At 68.4% G+C, this 19,555-nt stretch carries 17 protein-coding genes; 14 read left to right on the top strand and 3 right to left on the bottom strand.

The features are described from left to right. Positions 1-78 precede the first annotated feature (78 nt). On the top strand, positions 79-1,950 hold the full coding sequence (locus tag ACVJ6E_RS02880; protein ID WP_199681174.1) for a TRAP transporter fused permease subunit: 1,872 nt from the start codon (positions 79-81) through the stop codon (positions 1,948-1,950). A 2-nt stretch (positions 1,951-1,952) separates the two neighbouring features. On the opposite strand, the gene ACVJ6E_RS02875 is transcribed toward ACVJ6E_RS02880, so the two are convergent. Further along, positions 1,953-2,888, bottom strand: coding sequence for a LysR family transcriptional regulator (locus ACVJ6E_RS02875; RefSeq protein WP_120268975.1), 936 nt, complete (start codon positions 2,886-2,888; stop codon positions 1,953-1,955). Between the two features lie 72 nt (positions 2,889-2,960). On the opposite strand from ACVJ6E_RS02875, the gene ACVJ6E_RS02870 reads away from it, so the two are divergent. Continuing rightward, on the top strand, positions 2,961-4,646 hold the full coding sequence (locus ACVJ6E_RS02870) for an amidohydrolase family protein (RefSeq protein ID WP_120268976.1): 1,686 nt from the start codon (positions 2,961-2,963) through the stop codon (positions 4,644-4,646). 18 nt (positions 4,647-4,664) lie between these two features. On the opposite strand, the gene ACVJ6E_RS02865 is transcribed toward ACVJ6E_RS02870, so the two are convergent. Next, the gene (locus ACVJ6E_RS02865) at positions 4,665-5,372 is read right to left on the bottom strand and encodes a GntR family transcriptional regulator (protein WP_120268977.1); all 708 of its coding nucleotides are present in this window, start codon (positions 5,370-5,372) and stop codon (positions 4,665-4,667) included. Between the two features lie 347 nt (positions 5,373-5,719). Here ACVJ6E_RS02865 and ehuB point away from each other — a divergent pair, with 347 nt between their 5' ends. The 6 genes from ehuB to ACVJ6E_RS02835 all read left to right on the top strand — a co-directional run bounded on the left by ehuB (position 5,720) and on the right by ACVJ6E_RS02835 (position 10,830). Then, positions 5,720-6,571 carry an ectoine/hydroxyectoine ABC transporter substrate-binding protein EhuB gene (gene ehuB, locus ACVJ6E_RS02860; protein ID WP_120268978.1) on the top strand — a complete coding sequence of 284 codons (852 nt, stop codon included), beginning with the start codon at positions 5,720-5,722 and terminating at the stop codon, positions 6,569-6,571. A 126-nt stretch (positions 6,572-6,697) separates the two neighbouring features. Beyond that, positions 6,698-7,363 carry an ectoine/hydroxyectoine ABC transporter permease subunit EhuC gene (ehuC, locus tag ACVJ6E_RS02855; protein ID WP_067221691.1) on the top strand — a complete coding sequence of 222 codons (666 nt, stop codon included), beginning with the start codon at positions 6,698-6,700 and terminating at the stop codon, positions 7,361-7,363. A gap of 3 nt (positions 7,364-7,366) precedes the next feature. Further along, positions 7,367-8,035 (top strand): ectoine/hydroxyectoine ABC transporter permease subunit EhuD, encoded by a 669-nt coding sequence (ehuD, locus tag ACVJ6E_RS02850; protein WP_120268979.1) that lies wholly within the window; start codon positions 7,367-7,369, stop codon positions 8,033-8,035. After that, positions 8,035-8,856, top strand: coding sequence for an ectoine/hydroxyectoine ABC transporter ATP-binding protein EhuA (gene ehuA, locus ACVJ6E_RS02845; protein ID WP_067221695.1), 822 nt, complete (start codon positions 8,035-8,037; stop codon positions 8,854-8,856). The genes ehuD and ehuA overlap by 1 nt, the downstream gene beginning before the upstream one ends. After that, positions 8,853-9,848, top strand: coding sequence for a hydroxyectoine utilization dehydratase EutB (eutB, locus tag ACVJ6E_RS02840; RefSeq protein WP_120268980.1), 996 nt, complete (start codon positions 8,853-8,855; stop codon positions 9,846-9,848). The genes ehuA and eutB overlap by 4 nt, the downstream gene beginning before the upstream one ends. Next, the gene (locus ACVJ6E_RS02835; RefSeq protein ID WP_120268981.1) at positions 9,838-10,830 is read left to right on the top strand and encodes a cyclodeaminase; all 993 of its coding nucleotides are present in this window, start codon (positions 9,838-9,840) and stop codon (positions 10,828-10,830) included. The genes eutB and ACVJ6E_RS02835 overlap by 11 nt, the downstream gene beginning before the upstream one ends. Here the strand turns inward: ACVJ6E_RS02835 and ACVJ6E_RS02830 are convergent. Beyond that, entirely contained in the window at positions 10,827-11,960 is a 1,134-nt protein-coding gene (locus ACVJ6E_RS02830) for a hypothetical protein (RefSeq protein WP_158592687.1), read from the bottom strand. The two genes, ACVJ6E_RS02835 and ACVJ6E_RS02830, sit on opposite strands and share 4 nt — an antisense overlap. Before the next feature lie 464 nt (positions 11,961-12,424). On the opposite strand from ACVJ6E_RS02830, the gene ACVJ6E_RS02825 reads away from it, so the two are divergent. From ACVJ6E_RS02825 to ACVJ6E_RS02800, 6 genes are all read left to right on the top strand, one after another. Further along, the gene (locus ACVJ6E_RS02825; RefSeq protein ID WP_120268983.1) at positions 12,425-14,821 is read left to right on the top strand and encodes an ABC transporter permease; all 2,397 of its coding nucleotides are present in this window, start codon (positions 12,425-12,427) and stop codon (positions 14,819-14,821) included. Between the two features lie 113 nt (positions 14,822-14,934). Continuing rightward, positions 14,935-15,162: a hypothetical protein gene (locus ACVJ6E_RS02820; RefSeq protein ID WP_120268984.1), complete on the top strand. Its 228-nt coding sequence runs from the start codon at positions 14,935-14,937 to the stop codon at positions 15,160-15,162. Between the two features lie 33 nt (positions 15,163-15,195). Continuing rightward, positions 15,196-16,227 carry an ABC transporter ATP-binding protein gene (locus ACVJ6E_RS02815; protein WP_158592688.1) on the top strand — a complete coding sequence of 344 codons (1,032 nt, stop codon included), beginning with the start codon at positions 15,196-15,198 and terminating at the stop codon, positions 16,225-16,227. Between the two features lie 2 nt (positions 16,228-16,229). Next, the gene (locus tag ACVJ6E_RS02810; protein WP_120268986.1) at positions 16,230-17,252 is read left to right on the top strand and encodes an ABC transporter permease; all 1,023 of its coding nucleotides are present in this window, start codon (positions 16,230-16,232) and stop codon (positions 17,250-17,252) included. Between the two features lie 43 nt (positions 17,253-17,295). Further along, a complete protein-coding gene (locus ACVJ6E_RS02805; RefSeq protein ID WP_120268987.1) occupies positions 17,296-18,207 on the top strand; it encodes a thiopeptide-type bacteriocin biosynthesis protein in 912 nt (303 codons plus the stop codon). Beyond that, positions 18,204-19,544, top strand: coding sequence for a YcaO-like family protein (locus tag ACVJ6E_RS02800; RefSeq protein ID WP_120268988.1), 1,341 nt, complete (start codon positions 18,204-18,206; stop codon positions 19,542-19,544). The genes ACVJ6E_RS02805 and ACVJ6E_RS02800 overlap by 4 nt, the downstream gene beginning before the upstream one ends. The last annotated feature ends 11 nt before the right edge of the window (positions 19,545-19,555 follow it).

Genomic DNA, 19,555 nt, shown 5'->3' with positions numbered 1-19,555 from the left:
ATGAGGCAATCTCTGGACGGATCGGACGCGCGGACGGGCGTCGATCGGCTTTTTGCCGGCCTTCGCACGGCATTCGCCGTGTCGATACCTCTGCTCGCCGTCGGCTTCTGTCTGGATGCGCCGCGCCGGCTCGGTTACGTCATCTACGACGAGCAGTTCCTGGCGCTTCTGGTCGGCCTGTGCCTGGCGCTGGTCTTCCTGTCGACCGGACCGCGCGGCAAGGCGCGGGACCATGCCGCGCCCTGGTACGACATCCTCGCCGCGGCAATCGGCCTAGGGGTCTGTCTGTTCATCGCCTCGGACTACGAAGGGATTTCCATGGCGTCCGCCATGAACCCTATGGCACACCTGTTTCCCGCCCTCGCCGTGATCCTGCTGTTGCTGGAGGGTGTGCGCCGCGTTGCCGGCTTCGCCCTGATGGCCATCATCCTCGTCTTTCTGGTCTACGGGCTGTGGGGCTACATGATGCCCGCGCCGCTGACCGGCCAGCAGGTCTCCCCTCAGCGGCTGGCGGTCCAGATCGCTTTCGATCCGAGCGCCATCCTCGGCACCGCGCTGTTCATCTGCGCGACCGCCGTGGTCACGTTCATTCTCTTCGGCTCGATCCTGGAAAAGGCGGGCGGCACGGAATTCTTCAACGATATCTCGCTTGCCCTGTTCGGCGGCTATCGCGGCGGCGCTGCCAAGATCGCCGTGGCCTCCTCGGCGCTGATGGGCTCGATCTCGGGCAGTGCGGTCGCCAATGTCGTCTCGTCCGGCGTCATCACCATCCCCTTGATGAAGCGCAGCGGCTATCGCGCGCAGACCGCCGCGGCGGTCGAGACCGTCGCCTCCACCGGCGGCCAGTTGGCCCCGCCCGTGATGGGCGCCGCGGCCTTCCTGATGGCCGACTTCCTGCAGGTGGATTATTCGGAAGTCGTGCTGGCCGCGTTGATCCCGGCCTTGCTCTACTTCCTGTCCATCTTCTTCCAGGTCGACCTTGCCGCCGCGCGCCGGGGCCTGCGCGCGCTTTCGAGGTCCGAACTGCCGGCGGCGCGCGCGGTCATGGCGCGGGGCTGGATCTATCCGCTGCCCTTCGTCGTCCTGATCGTCGCGATGTTCTGGCTGCATCTGCGGGTCGAGGAAGCGGCCCTGTGGGCCTGCGTCTCCCTGCTGCCGATCCTCCTCTGGAAGAAGGGCGGCCGGCGCAGCCCGGTCGATCTGTTCGCCGCCTTCGTGGCGGCCGGCCGGTCGTCGGTGTCCGTCATCCTGATTGCGGCGGCGGCAGGCATCATCATCGGCATCCTCAACCTGACCGGGCTCAGCTTCTCGCTCACGCGCATCCTGATCACGCTTGGCGAGAACAACCTGTTCCTGCTGCTCCTGCTGTCGGCGGCCCTGTCCATCGTTCTGGGAATGGGCATGCCGACCGTCGGCGTCTATGTGCTGCTGGCCACCCTGGTCACCCCCTCGATGATCAAGCTGGGGGTGGAGCCCATCGCCGCGCACATGTTCGTTCTCTACTTCGGCATGATGTCGATGATCACCCCGCCGGTGGCCGTGGCGGCGTTTTCGGCCGCGACCCTTGCATCCAGCCCGCCGATGCGCACGGCGATCGAGGCGACGATCATGGCCTGGCCGGCCTTCGTCGTGCCGTTCCTCTTCGTGTTCTCGCCCACCTTGCTGGGCGTCGGGCCGAGCCTTGCGGTGGTTGCCTCGACGGTGACGGCGCTTGCCGGCGTGTGGTGCATCACTGCCGGAGGCATCGGCTACATCCGCGACGCCGCCGGCCTGCTGTCGCGGCTGCTCATCTTCGCGGCCGGCGCCGCATTGCTGATGCCCACCGACCTGTTCCAGGGCGCGCTTCTGCTCAATATCGCGGGCCTTGCGGTCATGATCGCGATGCTGGTGTTGTCCAGGAGAGCCAGGTCCGTCTCGGTATCCGCCCCGCAGGAAACGCGGGCCGGATAGGTTCAGCCGGACTGTTCGGCGTCGAGGTCCGGGTCGGGTGGCACCCCCGCCCGCAGGAGGACGGCGCGCAGCTGTTTGATGAACGTGTACCCCGCCGGGCTCAGCGAGCGGCTCGCAGGATAGACGCACGAGATCTTGCGCACGATGTGCGGCTCACCGAGAGGCAGGGCAACGACATGGGTGTTGTGAACGCCGAGGATCGTGTAGCGCGGCAGGATCGCGATGCCGAGATTCTCGGCCAGCATGCCGAAGATGGTGGTGATCTGCTCCACCTCCCATTGCGGCTGGAAGTCGACGCCCGCGCGGGCGAAGCCCTGCTCCACCAGTTCGCGCAGGCCGCTGCCGCGCACCAGCGTGATGCAGGGAAACCGGACCGCCTCGCGCCAGTCGGTGGCATCGCCCGCCGCCAGCGGATGGTCCTCCAGGCAGAACACCATCATGTCTTCGCTTAACAGCGGCATCGACCGCAGGTCGGTCTGGCCCGGCGTCATCGTTCCGATGCAAAGGTCGACCCGGCCGTCCATCAGCCGGATCAGCATCTCGTCGTTGGTGACGTCGGATATTTCCACCTTGATGCCGGGATGGAGCCTGGTGAACGCGGCGACCGCGCGCGGCAGGATGGTGGCCGCCAGAAACGGCGGAGCGGCCACGCGCAGCCGGCCTTCGCGCAATTCGGTGAGGTTGCGCACGTCCGAAAACGTCTGCTCCAGTTCCTCGAAGGTCCGCACCGCGCCCTTGCGAAAGGTGCGTCCGGCTTCCGTCAGCTCGACGCGGCGCGTGGTCCGGTCGAAGAGGCTCGTGCCGAGCTCCGTTTCCAAGTCGCGGATGATCTGCGAGAGCGTCGGCTGGCTCAGGCCGATGCGTTCCGCCGTCCGCGAGAAATTGCAGGTCTCGGCCAGGACGAGGAAGGCGTTGAGCTGTCGGAACGTGATCTTCATGCCATCCGTTTATCAGACAATCGCATCGATGTGTCGCAGCGCGCCGCGCGCCTGCCCAAGGAAGGAGCCGGGATGATCCCTCAAGCACGGCCAGCGGAAATTATCCTGTACGGGGCGCGGCTCGTCGACCCTGCGGGAGACGATCCGGCCGGCGATGCCGTTGCCATCGGGGAAGGGCGCATTCTTGGCGTCGGCCCGCACGAGCAGCTGAAGGGCCTGGCGACGCCCGAGACCGTCTCGCTGTGTTGCGAGGGCCTCTCCCTGATGCCGGGGATGATCGACGGCCACGCGCATCTCGACCGGGAGGGGCTGAAGAGCGTGCTGCCGTCGATCTCCGGCGCGCGGTCGATTGCCGAAATCCAGGCGATTCTGCGGGATGTGGCCGCGCGCACGCCGCCGGGCCAGTGGATCGTGCTGTCGCCCTTGGGCACGCCGCCGCTGTTTCTCGACAGCTGGTCCGGCCTTGCCGACGGGCGCTGCCCGGATCGGCACGATCTCGATGCCGCCGCGCCCGATCACCCGGTCTGGATCCGCCCGGCTTGGGGCTATTGGAGCAACAAGGCGGATCTGGTCTGCGTGGCCAACACCGCCGCCCTGGCGCTGGCCGGTGTGGGCAGGGACACCCCGTCGCCGCATCCGCTGGTCGAGATCCACCGCGCGGCAGACGGCCTGCCGGACGGGCGCTTCAGCGAGGCGACGCGCATCTCCATCGTCGAGACGACCTTGATGTCTGCCGCGCCCGGCTTCGACGTGGCGACCAGAACCGATGCGCTGGCCCGCTCGATGGATACCTACGCGCGCTTCGGCACGACCGGCGTCTATGAGGGCCACGGCGTCGCGCGGGAGGTCATCGCCGCCTACGGCGCCTTGCGGGACCGCTGCAAGCCGGGCATGCGGGCGACGCTGGTCGTCAGCCCGTCCTGGTCGGGCGTCGATGCCACAGCCGACATGGCTGCGCTGATCGCGGACTGGACCCGGTGGGCGAAGCGCGGCTTCGCGGACGACGACCGCCTGCGCATCGAGGGCATCTATGCCGAGATCGATGAAACGGGCGAAGGGCTCGTCAGGGCGCGCGGCGGATGCTGCACCGGCTGGGCGGGCTTTCATCTCGACAGCGGCGCACCGCGCGCGATGGTCCGCGAGCTGCTGCTGGAGGCGGCCCGCCAGCGCCTGCGCGTCTCGACCATCTTCGACGACGTCATGGGCCTGATGGAGGAGGTGAACCGGTCGCAGCCGCTTGCCGGGCTGAACTGGGTGCGCGGCCATGTCGCGACGCTGGACGAGCGCGCCCTCGGGGCTATTCAGGACATGGGCCTGATGCTCGTCACCCACACCAACCGGCACATCGCCAAGGGTGGCTCGGCCCATCTTGCGCGCCTGGGGGGCGACCGCTGCAACGACATCGTGCCCATGCGCCGGATCCTCGACCGCGGCATCCCGGTCGCCCTCGGCTCGGACAATCTGCCCCCGTCCTTGCTGCATCCGGTGGCCGACCTTGAGCTGCGGCGCGACCACGGCACGGGCGAACATGTCGCGCCCGATCAGGCGCTGACCCGCCGCGAGGCGCTGGCGCTGGCGACCGCCGGCGGCGCCGAGCTTTTGCAGCGGGGGGACGAACTCGGGCGGCTCAAGCCCGGCTATCTCGCGGATATCGTCGGCTTCCCAGGCGACATCCTGACGATGGAGGCCGATGAGTTGAGGCACCTCGAGGCGCGCCTCGCCCTCGTCGGCGGCCAGATCGTCCTCCGGCAGGGCTAGGCCGGCGCGGTGTCGCCCCTAGTGGGCGGCCTCGCTTGCCTTGCGGATACGGCTGAAGCTCATGGCGATATGGGCGCGCCGCACATGGCCGGCGGCGGCAAGGTCGCCATGCTCCACCGCCTCGGTGATGTCGGTGACCTCGCGCTGGAAGGTGGTGAACTCCGTATGGATCAGCTCCTCGAAATTCTTCAGCCGTGAGGCGGTCTTCAGCCAGATCCGCGCGGTCTGGTAATAGAGCCGCTCGCTGATCTCGCGCAGCGGCTCATTGGTCGTCAGCGCGTTGAACAGGTGGAAGAACTCCATGTTGATCCGCGAGAAGGTGCGCGGGTCGCCCTCATGCACCATCTCGTCGCAGCGGGCGCGGATCTCGTGGAAGCGGGCGATCAGCGCCGCATCGACCGGGGTGGGAGACAGCTTGCCGACCAGCTCGGCCAGCTCCACCCGCAGCTCGTAGACCTGCGCCAGCGCGTCGACCTCTATGTCCGTGACGATGGTGCCGACCCCGTGCACCGAGCGCAGCAGCCCTTCCGCCTCCAGCTTCACCAGGACGCGCCGCACCGGCGTGCGCGAGACGTGGAACTCCTCGGCCAGGTCCTCCTCGCGCAGCCGGCTGCCGGGCGCGTAGTCGAGCAGGCAGATCCGCATTCGCAAGGCCTGGTAGATCCGCTCGAAGCGGCCGCGTGCGCCTTCTTCCGCCGGTCGCCCGGCACCCTCGTTCACCGTCATCAGGCCTGTCCGCTCCCCTCGCATACATGCGTGCCGCCTGCCCGGCGGGGCCGCGTCTTGTCCGGCATTTCCGCTCTCCCGGCAAGCGTCTCGCCATGGGCGGGCCTGCCTGCCGCTGCTGGCCGCGCCCCGTTCGGCGGGCGATCTTTCCACAATCCGTCCAGAGCCTTGGCCGCGGCGCTGGAGGGGGCTTCGTTCCTTATAATGTGTACATCTGCGGATGGTCCAGAAAACCACACAAGGAAGTCTCTCGGTCAATCCGGCAAATTCCGTTGACACAGTCTGACCCAGCATGATGTTGTGCACAACATAAGAAGCAAGAGTTGGTGGAACAGAGGAGCTCAACCATGAAAAACACGATCTTCAAAGGCCTTGCCACGCTCGGCATGGCCGCGCTCGCCTTTGGCTTTGCAGGCAGCGCAAACGCCCAGTCGCTGCTGGAGCGCGCCGAAAAGGGCGAGCCGATCCGCATCGGCTTCGCCAACGAGGTGCCCTTCGCCTATCCGGGCGAGGACGGCAGCCCCAAGGGCTTCGTGAACGCCTATACGATCGGCGTTCTCAAGACGATGGGCTTCGAGAACATCGAGCCGGTGCAGACCGAGTGGGGCGGCCTCATTCCGGGCCTCAACGCCAACCGCTTCGACATCGTCACTGGCGGCATGAACATCCTGGCGAGCCGCTGCGAGAACATCGCCTTCTCCGAGCCGATGGCCAAGGTCGGCGACGGCTTCATCGTTGCTCCGGGCAACCCGAAGAAGATCAGCGACTATGCGAGCCTCGTGGCGAACGACGCGGTGATGGTCACGGGCGCCGGCTATTCCAACATCGAGGCGGCCAAGGAGGCCGGCGTTCCGGAAGCCAACATCATGCAGGTGCCCGGGCCGACCGAGATCCTGGCTGCCGTGCGTGCGGGCCGCGCCGATGCCGGTGCCGGCACCTACTTCACCATGAAGCAGCTGGCCGACAGCTCGAACGGTGCCGTCGAGGCGTCCGACCCGAACGCCATGCCGGAAGACTCCTTCAACTGGGCCGGCATCGGTTTCCGCAAGGCGGACAAGGCCTTCCTCGACAAGTTCAACGAGGCCCAGGCCAAGTATCTCGGCTCGGAAGAGATGCTCGCCGCCGTTTCCGAATACGGCTATGGCGAGGGCTCGCTGCCCGGCGACAAGACCACCGAGTGGGTCTGCGCCAACCGCTGACATGACGACGACGGTGTGCGGCGGGCCGGCGCGGCCGGCCCTTCGCCCCGTCTCCCGCATCCGGGCAGGGTTTCCTGCCCGGGCTTTGCGGCCTTGATCGAGGTCTGACAGCAAGGGCTGGGCGGCATGTCCTATTTCGAATTCCTCGGCCAGTATGGCGACCGGATCGCCAGCGGCACGCTCATCACCATGGCGCTGACGGTCCTGTCGGCGCTGCTGGCGGTGGCGATCGCCGTGGCCGCCGGCCTGATGCGCATGGCGCCCAACATGGCGGTGCGCGGTCTGGCCACCGTCTATATCGAGGTCTTTCGCGGCACATCGCTGCTCGTCCAGCTCTACTGGATCTTCTTCGTGCTGCCGCTCTTCGGCATCACGCTGGAAAAGTTCACGGCCGGCTTCGTGGCCGTGGGCATGAATCTCGGCGCCTATGGCGCGGAGCTGGTGCGCGGCGCCATTCTCTCCGTGCCCAAGGGCCAGTGGGAGGCGGCGCTGGCGCTCAACATGTCGCCGGCCAAGCGGATGATCCGGGTGATCCTGCCGCAGGCCGTGCTGATCATGCTGCCCTCCTGGGGCAACCTGTTGATCGAGCTGCTGAAAGGCACGGCGCTCGTCGCGCTGATCTCCGTCGCCGACCTGATGTTCCAGGTGAAGCAGATCAACGGCACCACCTTCATGTCGGCCGAGACCTTCGGCACCGCGCTCATCATCTACTACGTGCTGGCCCGCTTCATGATCACGCCGTTCATGCGCTGGCTGGAGCGGTTCATGCTGCGCAAGATGGGGAGGGCCTGAGCCATGTTCGACTGGCGCTGGGACTTCACCTTCGAGATCCTGCCCCGGCTGATCGCAGCCACCGGCAACACCTTGCTGGCCGCCGGCCTCGGTTATGCCATCGCGGTCGTTCTCGGCCTCGTTTTCGCGCTGGCGCAGCGCACGCCGTTCCGCCCGCTCACCATCGCGGTGCGCGAGGCGGTGGAGTTCATCCGCTCCACGCCGCTGGTGCTGCAGATCTTCTTCGTCTTCTATGTCGGGCCGCAATTCGGCATCCGCCTGTCGCCCTGGACGGCCGGCATGATCGCCATCGGCCTGCACTATGCGGCCTACCTGTCGGAGGTCTATCGCGGCGGGCTGGAAAGCGTGCCCAGGGGGCAGTGGGAGGCGGCCAAGTCGCTCAACCTGTCGACGGCGCGCACCTATTTCCGTGTCATCCTTCCTCAGGCGCTGCCGCCTTCGCTTGCCGGCATGGGCAACTACCTTGTCGGCATCTTCAAGGACACGCCGATGCTCTCGGTGATCGGTGTCGCGGAGCTGATGCACACCGCCAATGCCATCGGCTCGGAGACCTACCGCTTCCTCGAGCCGTTCACGCTGGTCGGCATCATCTTCCTCTGCATCTCGCTGCCAACGGCGGCTCTGATCCGGCTCTTCGAGACCTGGGTGCGCCGCAAACTCGGATTGGGCTGATGAACACCACAGATGTTTCCGCCTTCCCCCTCCGCCTTGAGGGGGATGCGATCCCGATGGTCAGCTTCAAGAAGGTCACCAAGTCCTACGGCAACCTGGTGGTGCTGGACTCGCTCGACCTCGACGTCGCCGAAGGCGAGATGGTGACCGTCATCGGTCCGTCCGGCTCGGGCAAGACCACCGTGCTGCGCATGCTGATGACGCTGGAGACCATCAATGGGGGCGTCATCTATGTCGATGGCGAGCCGCTGACGCATATGGAGCGCGACGGCAAGCTGGTGCGCGCCGACAGCCGGCACCTGCGCAAGATGCGCTCGAAGATCGGCATGTGCTTCCAGCACTTCAACCTGTTCCCGCACATGACCGCGCTGGAAAACTGCATGGAAGGTCCCGTGCATGTGCTCGGCATGTCGAAAAAGGAAGCGCGCGAGCGCTCCGAGGAGCTACTGGCGATGGTCGGCATGGCGGAAAAGCGCGACCAGCACCCCTCGCGCCTGTCCGGCGGCCAGCAGCAGCGCGTGGCCATCGCCCGCGCACTGGCCATGCGGCCCAAGGTGATGCTGTTCGACGAGGTGACCTCGGCGCTCGATCCGGAGGTGATCGGCGAGGTGACCAATGTCATCCGCCAGCTCGTCGCCGAGCACAATCTCACCATGCTCATGGTCACGCACCAGATGGGCTTCGCCAAGGACATTTCCGACCGCATCTGCTTCTTCTACAGCGGGCGGATCGAGGAGCAGGGCACCCCGGACGAGCTGTTCGGCAATCCGCAGAAGGAGCGGACGCAGCAGTTCCTCAGCGCGGTCAAGGAGGCGAGTTGAGCATCCAGCTTGCCGATATCCTCGCCGCGCGCCGCACCATTGCCGGCGTCGCCGCGCGCACCCCGATGGTGCCTTCGCTTGCCGTGGATGGAGACCTGCTGCTGAAGCTGGAGACGACCCAGCCCATCGGCGCGTTCAAGCTGCGCGGCGCATTGAACGCCGTCGCCGCCGTGCCGGCGGGCGCCCCCGGCGTCACCTGTTGCTCCACCGGCAATCACGGCCGCGGCGTTGCCTTTGCCGCGCGCGCCGCCGGTCTTCGCGCCGTCGTGTGCATGTCCGAGCTGGTGCCGAAGGCCAAGGTCGAGGGCATCCGCGCTCTGGGCGCCGAGGTGCATATCGCCGGCCGCAGCCAGGACGATGCACAGGGCGAGAGCCTGCGGTTGGTGCGCGAGGAGGGGTTGGTCGAAATCCCGCCCTTCGACGACCCGCTGGTGATCGCCGGCCAGGGCACCATCGGTCTTGAAATGCTCGAGGACCGCCCGGACCTTGAAGCGATCCTCGTGCCGCTGTCCGGCGGCGGGCTTGCCGCCGGCGTTGCGCTGGCCGCGAAGGCGATCAAGCCGTCGATCCGCCTCATCGGCGTCACCATGGACCGCGGCGCGGCGATGCACGCCTCCATCCGCGCCGGCCATCCGGTGGAGGTCGTGGAGGTGGCGAGCCTTGCAGATTCCCTTGGCGGCGGCATCGGGCTGGAGAACCGGCTGACCTTCGCCATGTGCCGCGACCTGCTGGACGACTGCATCCTCGTCACCGAGGACGAGATCTACGACGCCATGCAGGCGCTCTACTACGAGGACCGCATGGTGGCCGAGGGCGGCAGCGTCGTCGGCATCGCCGCGATGCGCTCGGGCCGCCTGCCGGCCTTCGGCGGTCCGGTCGCCACCATCCTCACGGGCCGCAATGTCGACATGACCACCTTCACCGAGATCGTCGCCGGGCGCGGCGTCCGCCTCGGCGAGGTCGAGCTGAAAGGGCGCAGCTATGGCGCATGAAGTGACCGTCCTGACCGCCGGCGAGCTGCGCGGGCTGGTGCAGCTGGATCTGGCCGCCGTCGATGTGGTCGAGCGGGCCTTCGCCGCGCTCGCCTCGGGCACCGTGGTGATGCCGCCGATCCTGTCGATGGCGATCCCGCAGGCCAATGGCGAGGTCGACGTCAAGACCGCCTATATCCCCGGCTTCGACGGTTTCGCGATCAAGGTCAGCCCCGGCTTCTTCGACAATCCGAAGCTCGGCCTGCCGAGCCTCAACGGCCTGATGATCCTGTTTTCCGCCAAGACCGGCTTGGTCGAGGCCCTGCTGCTCGACAACGGCTACCTGACGGATGTGCGCACGGCCGCCGCCGGCGCCGTCGCCGCACGCCATCTTGCGCCCTCGAAGGTCGAGACAGCCTGCGTCATCGGCACCGGCATCCAGGCGCGGCTGCAGATCCAGGCGGCCCATCTGGTACGCCCGTTCTCCCGCGTTCTCGTCTGGGGGCGGGACATGGCGAAGGCGGAAGCCTGCGCCGCCGACATCGCCGAGCGGCTGAAGATCGTGGCCGAGGCCGTCGCGGACCCGGCTCAAGCAGTGGCGCAGAGCCAGCTCGTCGTCACCACCACCCCGGCCGAGCATCCGGTGCTCAAGGCCGAGTGGCTGCATCCCGGCCTTCACATCACGGCGATGGGCTCGGACCAGGCGGGCAAGAACGAGATCGAGCCGGCAGCGCTCGTTGCGGCGGACCTTTATGTCTGCGACCGGGTCAGCCAGTGCGAGGCTCTCGGCGAGCTGCGCAGCGCCATCGCCGCGGGCCTGTGGCAGGGCGGCACGCCGCCGGAGCTCGGCGAGATCGTCACGGGCCGCCATCCCGGCCGCCGCTCGGACGACGAGATCACGATCTGCGATCTCACCGGCACGGGCGCGCAGGACACCGCGATTGCGACCTCCACCATCGCTGCCGCCCGCAAGGCCGGCGCCGGTTCGACGATCCTGACCTAACGGGCTGGTGTGGCAGGGGCGGCTGCCGGCCGCAGCAGCTCGGCCAGCACCAGTGCGCTTGCCACCATCACCAGGATCGGCGTCGCCCCGAAGGCGGCGGGCAGCATGTAGAACGAGCGGACCAGCACCGCACCGAGCACCAATGCCATCTGCAACGCGGCGATGGTTGCGACCGGCATGGTCTCCAGTCCCCGGGCCGCGTCGGGCGTGCCGACCGGCACTTTCAGATAGGCCGTGAGGAACAGCGGCACCAGCAGCGCAGTCAGCACGAAATGCGCCGTGTAGAGCGGCCAGCCCAAGGCGCCGATGTTGTCCGGCAGCACCCACCACACCAGCAGGACCAGATAGCCCGCCGCGGTGTTGGCGAGAACCGGCGGCCACAGCAGCAGGGTCAACCAGGCGGATGGTGCTGCGCCTGCCTGTCGCGCCGTCGTCTGCAAGCCTCTGGCGACGTGGATCGTCGCGGCCGTTGCCACCACGACGAAGGCGAGGGGGACCAGCAGGTCCATCGGCAGGCCCGACTGCAGGAACATGCCGGAGCGATACTGCGAGAAGGCCAGCTCGAGTTCCGACGGCAGGCTGGCGATCATCGGAAAGACCATCAGCAGCAGGATGCCCTGTCCGGCCCCCGGCAGGCGGAGCCGTCCGGCCAGCCAGATCAGCACCGCGGTCGCCCCGCAATAGGCGGCAAGGCTGGCGACCACTCCGCCGGTGGACAGGTCCCGCAGCAAGCGGCCTGTCTGCATGCCGTGCAGCACGCCGGCGCCCTGCGCCAGCGTCATCAGCAGGGCGATCAGGCCGGTGATGGCAACCAGCACCTGCGCGTTGCGGGCCGAGGCGGCCTGCCAGCGTGCCAGCGGCGGGATCAGCAGGCGGGCGATCTCCACATGGGCGATGGCCACCACCAGCGGCCCGGTCCACAGGGCGAAGATCGAGGCCATCCGGATCGAGCTGCCGCTGGTGAAGCCGTCGTGGTAGTCGAGCCGCTCCGCATCCACCCCGGGAATCGGGATCCACAGTCCGATCAGATAGATGGCCAGCGCGGCCGCAAGCGGCCACAGCACCGGCCAGAGCGTGCGAGAAGGCGCGGTGCCGGACGTGGAGGGCGGGGGAGGCTGGGTTTCGGTCATCGGGGCCTGTGTTCGCAGCGAACCTGAGCGCATGGCTTGCGGTCGTTTCGGGGCGAAACCTTAGCGGCGCAGCTTCGGTATCTGCAAGGGCACGAACGGGCGACCCGATCCGGGCTGCCGTAAAGGTGCCTGACCGATATTGGGTGGTTCCTTGTATCTGACGAGTGAATTTTCGTCTTTATCGTCAATCTCTGTCAAAAATATCCATGGGGAAAAATGCGGTAAGTCTCGAAAATAGGTAATTTTTACATGTCGCATCGAAAGTAATAGCGAGTTGACACCTTGGGTGTGCCATTTAAGATTGAAAGCGTCAGCCAGCCGTCGCGCGCGGATTGCAAGCGGACTTTCGCCTGCAGCTCCAATTCCGGCCAGCCATCGACAGTGTCCGTCTGCCCCGCCGGGGCAACGGCACGTGCTTCGGGGCTGTGGCGGTGGGTGTATCCGGACTATTTCCGACGGTTGCCGTGCTTCGCGCTTTTGCGGCGAAGCTCCGCCGGCAATGGCTCAGCTTTGCCCTGCTCTTCGTCGCGCTTGTCGTTGCCGTTGCCGTCTGCGTCGTGCTGCTGGGGGCGATCCGCTACTACTTCGCGCCCGGCCGCCTGGCCGACGCCGATCTGTGGCGCATCGACACCATCTGGAGCTCCAGCCACTCCGGCGAGAACGGGCGCTGGGCGACCTCGCCGGATCCTCTGGCCCGGCTGATCCGCCAGAACCACGGCTCGCTCGTCCATGCCGGCCGCTTCACGCCCCTTCGCTCGCAGCTGACGATCGACGACATGTCGCTCCCGGGCGGGGCGCTTTTCCGCAGTGATCCGCCCTCTCTTGCCGTCTTCGACTGGCGGCTGCGGCAGGGCGCCTTTTCCCTTGAGCGGCTGGGTCCTGGCGAGGCCTTGATCAGCTCCGCCGAGGGGCGGCGCCTCTTCGGCACGCGCGACCCGGTGGGCCAGCGGATCACGCCGGCCCAGCCCGACCGCCGGGGCAAGACCACCACCTATTCGGTCGCGGCCGTTTTCGAGCCCTTCGCCGAAAATGCCGTCTTCCGGCCCGACATCGTCCTTGTCGATGCGGTGCCCGGCGCCATCGACCGGGCGCTGCTGCCGAGCACGCTGCAACAGCTGCCGATGGAGTGGCTGCGCCCGAGCGCCTACACCTTTGTCCGCTTCCGGGGGGAGGCAGGACAAGCGCAGGCGGACGCGATCGCCGCCGACCTCACCACCCGCGCGCCTTATCTGGGCGGCTGGGAGCCGGACTTCCGGGCACGGCCGGCGGCCGGGATCTGGCTGTCGGACGGCGTCTACGAGGAACTCGTCGCCGCGATACCGACCGGCTCCGCCCGCCTGCTGTGGATCAGCGCGCTCGTGCTGGCGGGCGCAGCGCTCGCCGCGTTCGGCCACGGCGTCGGGCTCGCCCGCCTTCAGCTCGCGCCGCTGGCCGAGACGCTGGCCAGCCTGGCGGTGCCTCCTGCGGCCGGCCGGCTGGCGCTTGCCGGCTTCGCGGCGCTGGCGGCGCTCGGTTTTTGCATCGTCGGCACGGCCGCAGGCATCGCCCTGTCGCGTCTTGTCGCGCGGGGCTTGCGGATGGACCCCGCCGCTTTCGCCCTGACGCCGGCGGAGGGGCTGGCCCTTGCCGGGGCAGCGCTTCTCGCCTTCGCCGTCGCGGGGCTCTTGCCGCTGGTCCGCCGACAGGCGCATGCGCGCGCCGCGCGCCGGATCCTGCCGCTCTGGGCGACATTCGTCGTCTGCGGCACGGCGGCGGGCCTGTCCATCGTGCTGGTGATGCAGCAGCTGCATCTGGCGGGCCGCGACAGCGGCATGTCGCTGGAGCGTACCCTTGCCCTGCAGGTGGACCAGGACGGCGTTCTTGGCGACCGCCACGACGCCTTCCGCCAGGAGCTCCTGTCCCTGCCCGGCGTGCGAGAGGTGGGCTTCGCCAAGACCCTTCCCGGCGCGCTGCACGACTACAGCTACATGGAGCTGCGCGCCGCGACCGACCGGCGCCAGACCGAGAAGCGCTATCAGGCGCTTGCCGCCGATGACGGCTTCCTGCGCAGCATCGGCGTGGTGCCGCTGGCCGGGGCGCTGCCCTCCAACTGGGCCGAGCGCCGCGACCAGGCCGTGCTCAACCGCAGCGCGGCGGAGCAGCTCGGCTTTGCCTCGCCGAGCGAAGCCGTCGGGCAGCTGCTGCTCAGCTTCGACGGCGGGCCGCAGGTCAGCCTGCGTGTCGCGGCGGTGGTCGAGGATTTCCGCCTGAACGGCCGCCATGTGCCGAGCCCGCCGCTGGTCGTCTACCACGATCCGCGCCTGTTCCGCGTCGCCACCATCCGCTTCGATGCGGAAGCCGGCCCCGCGCGCCTTGCCGACGTCTTTCCCGTGTGGTGGCGGCTGTGGCCCCAGACGACACCCTCGCGCATCGAGCCGGGGGCGCTTTACGGCGCGGCGAACCGGCCGGCGGAGGGCGCGGCCCTGCTCAGCCTCGGAGCCTGGATCGCCACCCTTGCGGTCATCGCCGGCGTGCTTTTCGCCGTGATCCGCTTCCGCTCGGTCAGCTGCCGGCGCGAGCTCGGCCTGCGCCAGCTGCTGGGCGCCCGGCCGCTGCAGCTGGCCCCGGTTCTGGCGAGCCGCCTTGCGGCGCCGCTGCTGCTTGCCATTCCGGTTGCGGCCGCCGCGACCGTCCTTCTCGGGCAGGCATGGCTGGCGGGGCAGGCGGACCGCATCGCGGTCACCTCGGTCCCCGTTCTGGCCACCGTCTGCCTCGGGCTGGCGCTCTCGTCGGTGCTGGCCCTCGCCGCGTGTATCGCCGTCGAGCTGCTGCTGGTTTCGCGGGGGTCGAACCTTGTCGCCACTGCCACGGGAGGAGCCTGAAGCAAGACCTGTCCGATCACCAGGACTGATCTCCGATGAAAGCCGTTCGACCGTCTGGGCCGGCCGGCACGAGGGAGTTTCCCGCATCAACGAAGATACGGAAGGAGAATGGAATGCAGCATGTACTCGACATCACGGCCTCGTCCGCGCACGCGGCCGTCTACGAAAGCTACATCGAGGAAACGGAGCCGATGCTGGCCCGGGCGACCACCAGCGACTGCCTGTCGACCGGCACCACGGTCAGCAGCGGCACCGGTTCGTCGGTCGGCAGCTTCTTCTGCATCGGCTGCATAACCGGCACCGGTGGCTACGACTCGGGCTGCAGCAGCTGCCACGAATAGGCTGACGGACCGGGCCCGGGGATGATGAAGACGATGACCGATACCGCTGGTGTCGCGGCCCTGCACGGCGGAAGCTCCGCTGCGCAGGACCGCGGCCGCCTTCGCGTCTCCGGGCGTTCCGGCCCGTCGGGGCTGATGCTGGACGGGCTGCGCAAGCGCTATGGCGACCATCTGGCGCTCGATGGCGTCAGCCTCGACTGCCGGGCGGGGTCGCTGACCTCGCTGCTTGGGCCGAACGGCGCCGGCAAGACGACGCTGCTGGAAATCCTCGTCGGGCTTCGCAAGCCCGATGCCGGGCGGGCCGAAATCCTTGGCGCGCCGTTTCCCGACCTGCCGCTGGAGCGCCGGCGCCGTGTCGGCATCGTGCTGCAGCAGCAGAGCCTGCCGCCGCTGCTGCGCACCGACGAATACCTGTCGATGGTCCGCACCGCCTATCGCAGCCGCGACATCCCGATGCACCTGGTCGAGGCCTTCTCGCTCGAGGGCGCCTGGAAGAAGCGGATCGGCCAGCTGTCCGGCGGCCAGCAGCGCAAGCTGGCGCTCGTCGCCGCGCTGGTCGGCGAGCCGCAGGTGCTGATCCTCGACGAGCCGACGGCCAGCCTCGATCCGTTCAGCCGCCTGGCCTTCTGGCAGGAGCTGCGGCGGCTGTGCGACCGGGGCGAGGGCGCTTCGGCGATCCTGCTCGCCACCCACGACATGGCGGAGGCGACCGAGCTCAGCAGCGACGTGGTCATTCTGGAGAACGGCCGCGTGCGCGAAACCGGCACGCCGGACGAGTTGATCGCGCGCAACGGCGCGCCGCCGCGTCTGGCCGTGGCGCTGCGCGAGGTGGAGACCGCCGAAAAGCTTCTTGCCGCGCACCCGCAGTTGGCGGCGGACGTGAGCCTGGAGGCCGGCAGGGACGGGACCGTGCATGCGGTGTTCGACGCCGGCCGGCTGGACGCGCTGCTTGCCTCCCCCTTGCGCCCGCATCTCGATCTGGCGCGCCTCAGCCAGCGCCGCTCGACGCTGGAGGACGTATTCGTCGCCCTGCTCGGGCCGGGGCTGAAGGAGACACGGCCGTGAACATGCCGCTGCTCGCCATTCTGGTGCTCAACAATTTTCGCGAATACCTGCGGGACTTCACGTCCAGCTTCTTCACTTTCGTGTTCCCGCTGATCTTCGTCGTGATCTTTTTCATGAGCAGCTCCGGCGGCGGGGCGCCGGGCGCGCTGCCGCTGTCGCTGCAGGGCGATCTCGCCGCGCCTCAGGCGCAGGCGGTGGTCGAGGCCCTGTCCGCAGTTCCCGGCGTGCGGCTGCTGCCGGCCGGGCACGAGGCGGCGGGGACGGTCACTCTCACCGTGGGGGCGGGCGGGCGCGTGGCGCTGTCCGCGGCGGCCGATCCCTCGCTGGCGCGCGTGCTGGAGACCGCGATGCTCGCCGCCGCCGGGCGACAGGCCGGCTCCCTGCCGTTCGACTACAGTTTCGAGCCGGTGCGCAGGACCTCGGAGCTGGTGCAGCTGCTGCCGGCCTTCTTCGCCATGTCGCTGCTGCAGCTCGGCCTGTTCGGCACCTCGACGCCCTTGTTGCAGCAGCGCGCGCGGGGCGTGTTCCGCCACATGAAGACCCTGCCGATCACGGTCGTGCAGATCGTCTCGGCCTTGCTGGTCACCCGGCTGGCGATCGCGCTGGTGCAGATGGTCGGCCTCTATGCCATCGCCACCGGCTTCTTCGGCTTCCGCATCGAGGGCAGCGGCCTGCTCTTCGCCGCGCTGCTGGCGCTGGGCACCGGGTGCTTCGTTGCCATGGGCTTCGCGCTCGGCGGCATCATCGGCAACCAGCAGGTCGGGGTGCTGGCGACGCTGGCGATCAACTTCCTGATGCTGAGCTTCGGCAACGTCTTCTTCCAGGTGCCGCGCGACAGCGCGCTGGCGGTGGTCTCCGACCTGCTGCCGATCACCTATCTCGTCGACGGATTGCGGCAGGCCGCCACGGGCGAGCCGCAGGCCCTGCCGCTGGCGCTGGTGCTGGCCGTGCTGGCGGCCGCGACCGTGCTTCTGACGGCGGTTTCCGTCCGCTTCTTCCGGTTCGACATGGGGCAACAGGCATGAGACCGACCAAAGGCATGGAACATGTGCAGGAGAGGCACGGCAGATGACGGTTTCGCACGGGGCGCGCTGGGCCTATTTCAAGCTCTATCCGGGCGTGTTCGGGTCCGGCTTCGACCACTTGGTCGCCAATGACCTGGCGTCCCTGCTGGGCGGCGGCGACGTCGCGAAATGGCACTTCCTGCGCATGACCGACGACGGCGGGCCGCATCTGCGGCTGCGCCTGCTGCCGGCCGATCCGGCAGGGCTGGAGCCGTTGGCCGCGCGGGCGCAGCAGCAGCTGGCAACGCTGGTCGCCGAACTGCCGTTCACGCCCGAAAGCCCGTTCACGCCGCTGGTCGCCGCGGCCGGGCCGCAGGCCGTGCAAGGGGCGGCGCCGCCTGCGCATTTCGCGCGCGCCCATGTGCAGCGCGACACCTACGAGCCGGAGACCGGCAAATACGGAACCGGCGAGATGCTGGAGATCTGTGAGACGCATTTCCAGCGCTCCAGCGAAATCGCCGTTGCGGCCATTGCCGCGGAGCTGCTCGAGGGGCGCTCGCGCAAGTGGATCGCGCCGCTGCTGATGGCCCGCTGCGTACACCTGTTCGAGCTGCCGCGCTCGCCCCGCCAGTTCCTCGGTGACTATTGCGACTACTGGATGCGCAGCGCCGATCCCACGCAGGATCATGTCGGCCGCTTCTCCGAGCGGATCGCCGAAATCCGGGCGATCCCCTTCGACCCGCTCGACGCGGGCGCGGTGCTCGTCGCCGGCGAGAAGGACCTGCTCGCCCGCTGGGAAGCCTCGATCCGCGAGGTATCGCGCGCTGCCCGCCGGCATTTCCCGCAGAACGACAATTTCCGCGACCAGCTCGCCTTCAATCTCTGCCACCTGATGATGAACCGGCTCGGCTTCCCGGCGGTCGACGAGGCCTATCTCGCCAGCCTCGTTGCCGCGTTCGACGGGGTGCCTGCATGATCGACGTGTTCGAGAAGGGCGACTTCCGCGCCCGCTTTCCCTGGTCGTCGATCCTCAGCCCCTCCTGCGGCATCGTCCAGAGCGTTGCCGGCATCGACGACGAGGAGCTGGGCGTGCCGGACTTCCGCCGCCGCACCGCCAAACTGTGCAACGTCTCGCTGGGTTATCCCCGGATCCGCGCCGGCGACGGATCCAGCACGGCCGAGACGCTGACTGCCGGCAGCGGCGGCGACGTGCGTGCCGACCTTGCCTATGTGCGCGCGGTGGCGGAGGCGGCGGAGCGCTATTCCAGCGCGATCTTCGACGAGCGCGATTACATCGTCGCCAGCGCCCGCGAACTCGGCTCGGCGGCGCTCGACCATCGCCGCTGGCCGAAATGCGATGCGGCGGAACTGGCCGACCCGCGCTGCCAGCTCCATGCCTTCGATCCCGACCGGCCGATCCGCTGGGTCGAGGGCTATTCGGTGACGCAGTCGCGCACCGTCTGGCTGCCGCTCGTGATGTCGCATCTGGTGTTCGAGCTGTTGCCGGGCGAGGCGTTCTGGGCGCCGATCACGACCGGCATCGCGCTGCACAGCTGCCCCTACCAGGCGGCGGTCTCGGCGATCTGCGAGAGCATCGAGCGCGACGCCATCGCCTTGACCTGGAACTGCCGGCTGCCGTTGCCCCGCCTGTCCTTCGATGTCGAGCCGCCGGCCGAAGTCGGCGAGGCGCTGGGGCGGATCGACGGTCTGCCACTCCAGCATCATTTCCACGATGCGACGACGGATCTCGGGGTGCCGACGGTCTATCTCCTGCAGAAATACGAGGGTCACCCGCAGCTGGCGACCTTTGTCGGCTGCAGCACCGAGTTCGACCCCTGGATCGCCTGCGGCAAGGTGGTGCGCGAGGCCTGCGTCGCGCGCACGGCGATCCCGTATTTCCAGGACATTCCCGACGATCCGCTCCAGTTCACCCGCCTGGAATACGGCGCCACCTACATGGGCCGCCCGGAGCAGGCGGGTGCGTTCGACTTTCTCGCCGGTCACGACCGGGAGAGCCCGATTTCGCGGTTGGCGCCGGAGTGCGGGCCCGTCGCGCGCGAGCGGTTCGAGTGGCTGGTGCAGCGCTTCCGCGCGCTCGACTTCGAGCTGACCCTGGTCGACCTCACCACCGACGACCTGCGCGAGCAGGGCTTGAGCGTCATCCGCGCCTTCACGCCCGACCTGATGCCGCTCGATTTCCTGCCCTCGGCCCGATACCTCGGCCACGCGCGCCTCTACGACTACCCGCCGAAGGCCGGCTACGGGACGTTCCGCCGCGCCGCCGTCAATCCCTATCCCCAGCCCTTCGCGTGAGAGGAGCCGAC

The organism is Stappia sp. G46H5W (genome assembly GCF_058448995.1).
Note: the sequence above shows the minus strand (reverse complement) of the source record. Positions and strands in the feature narration are given on the sequence as shown.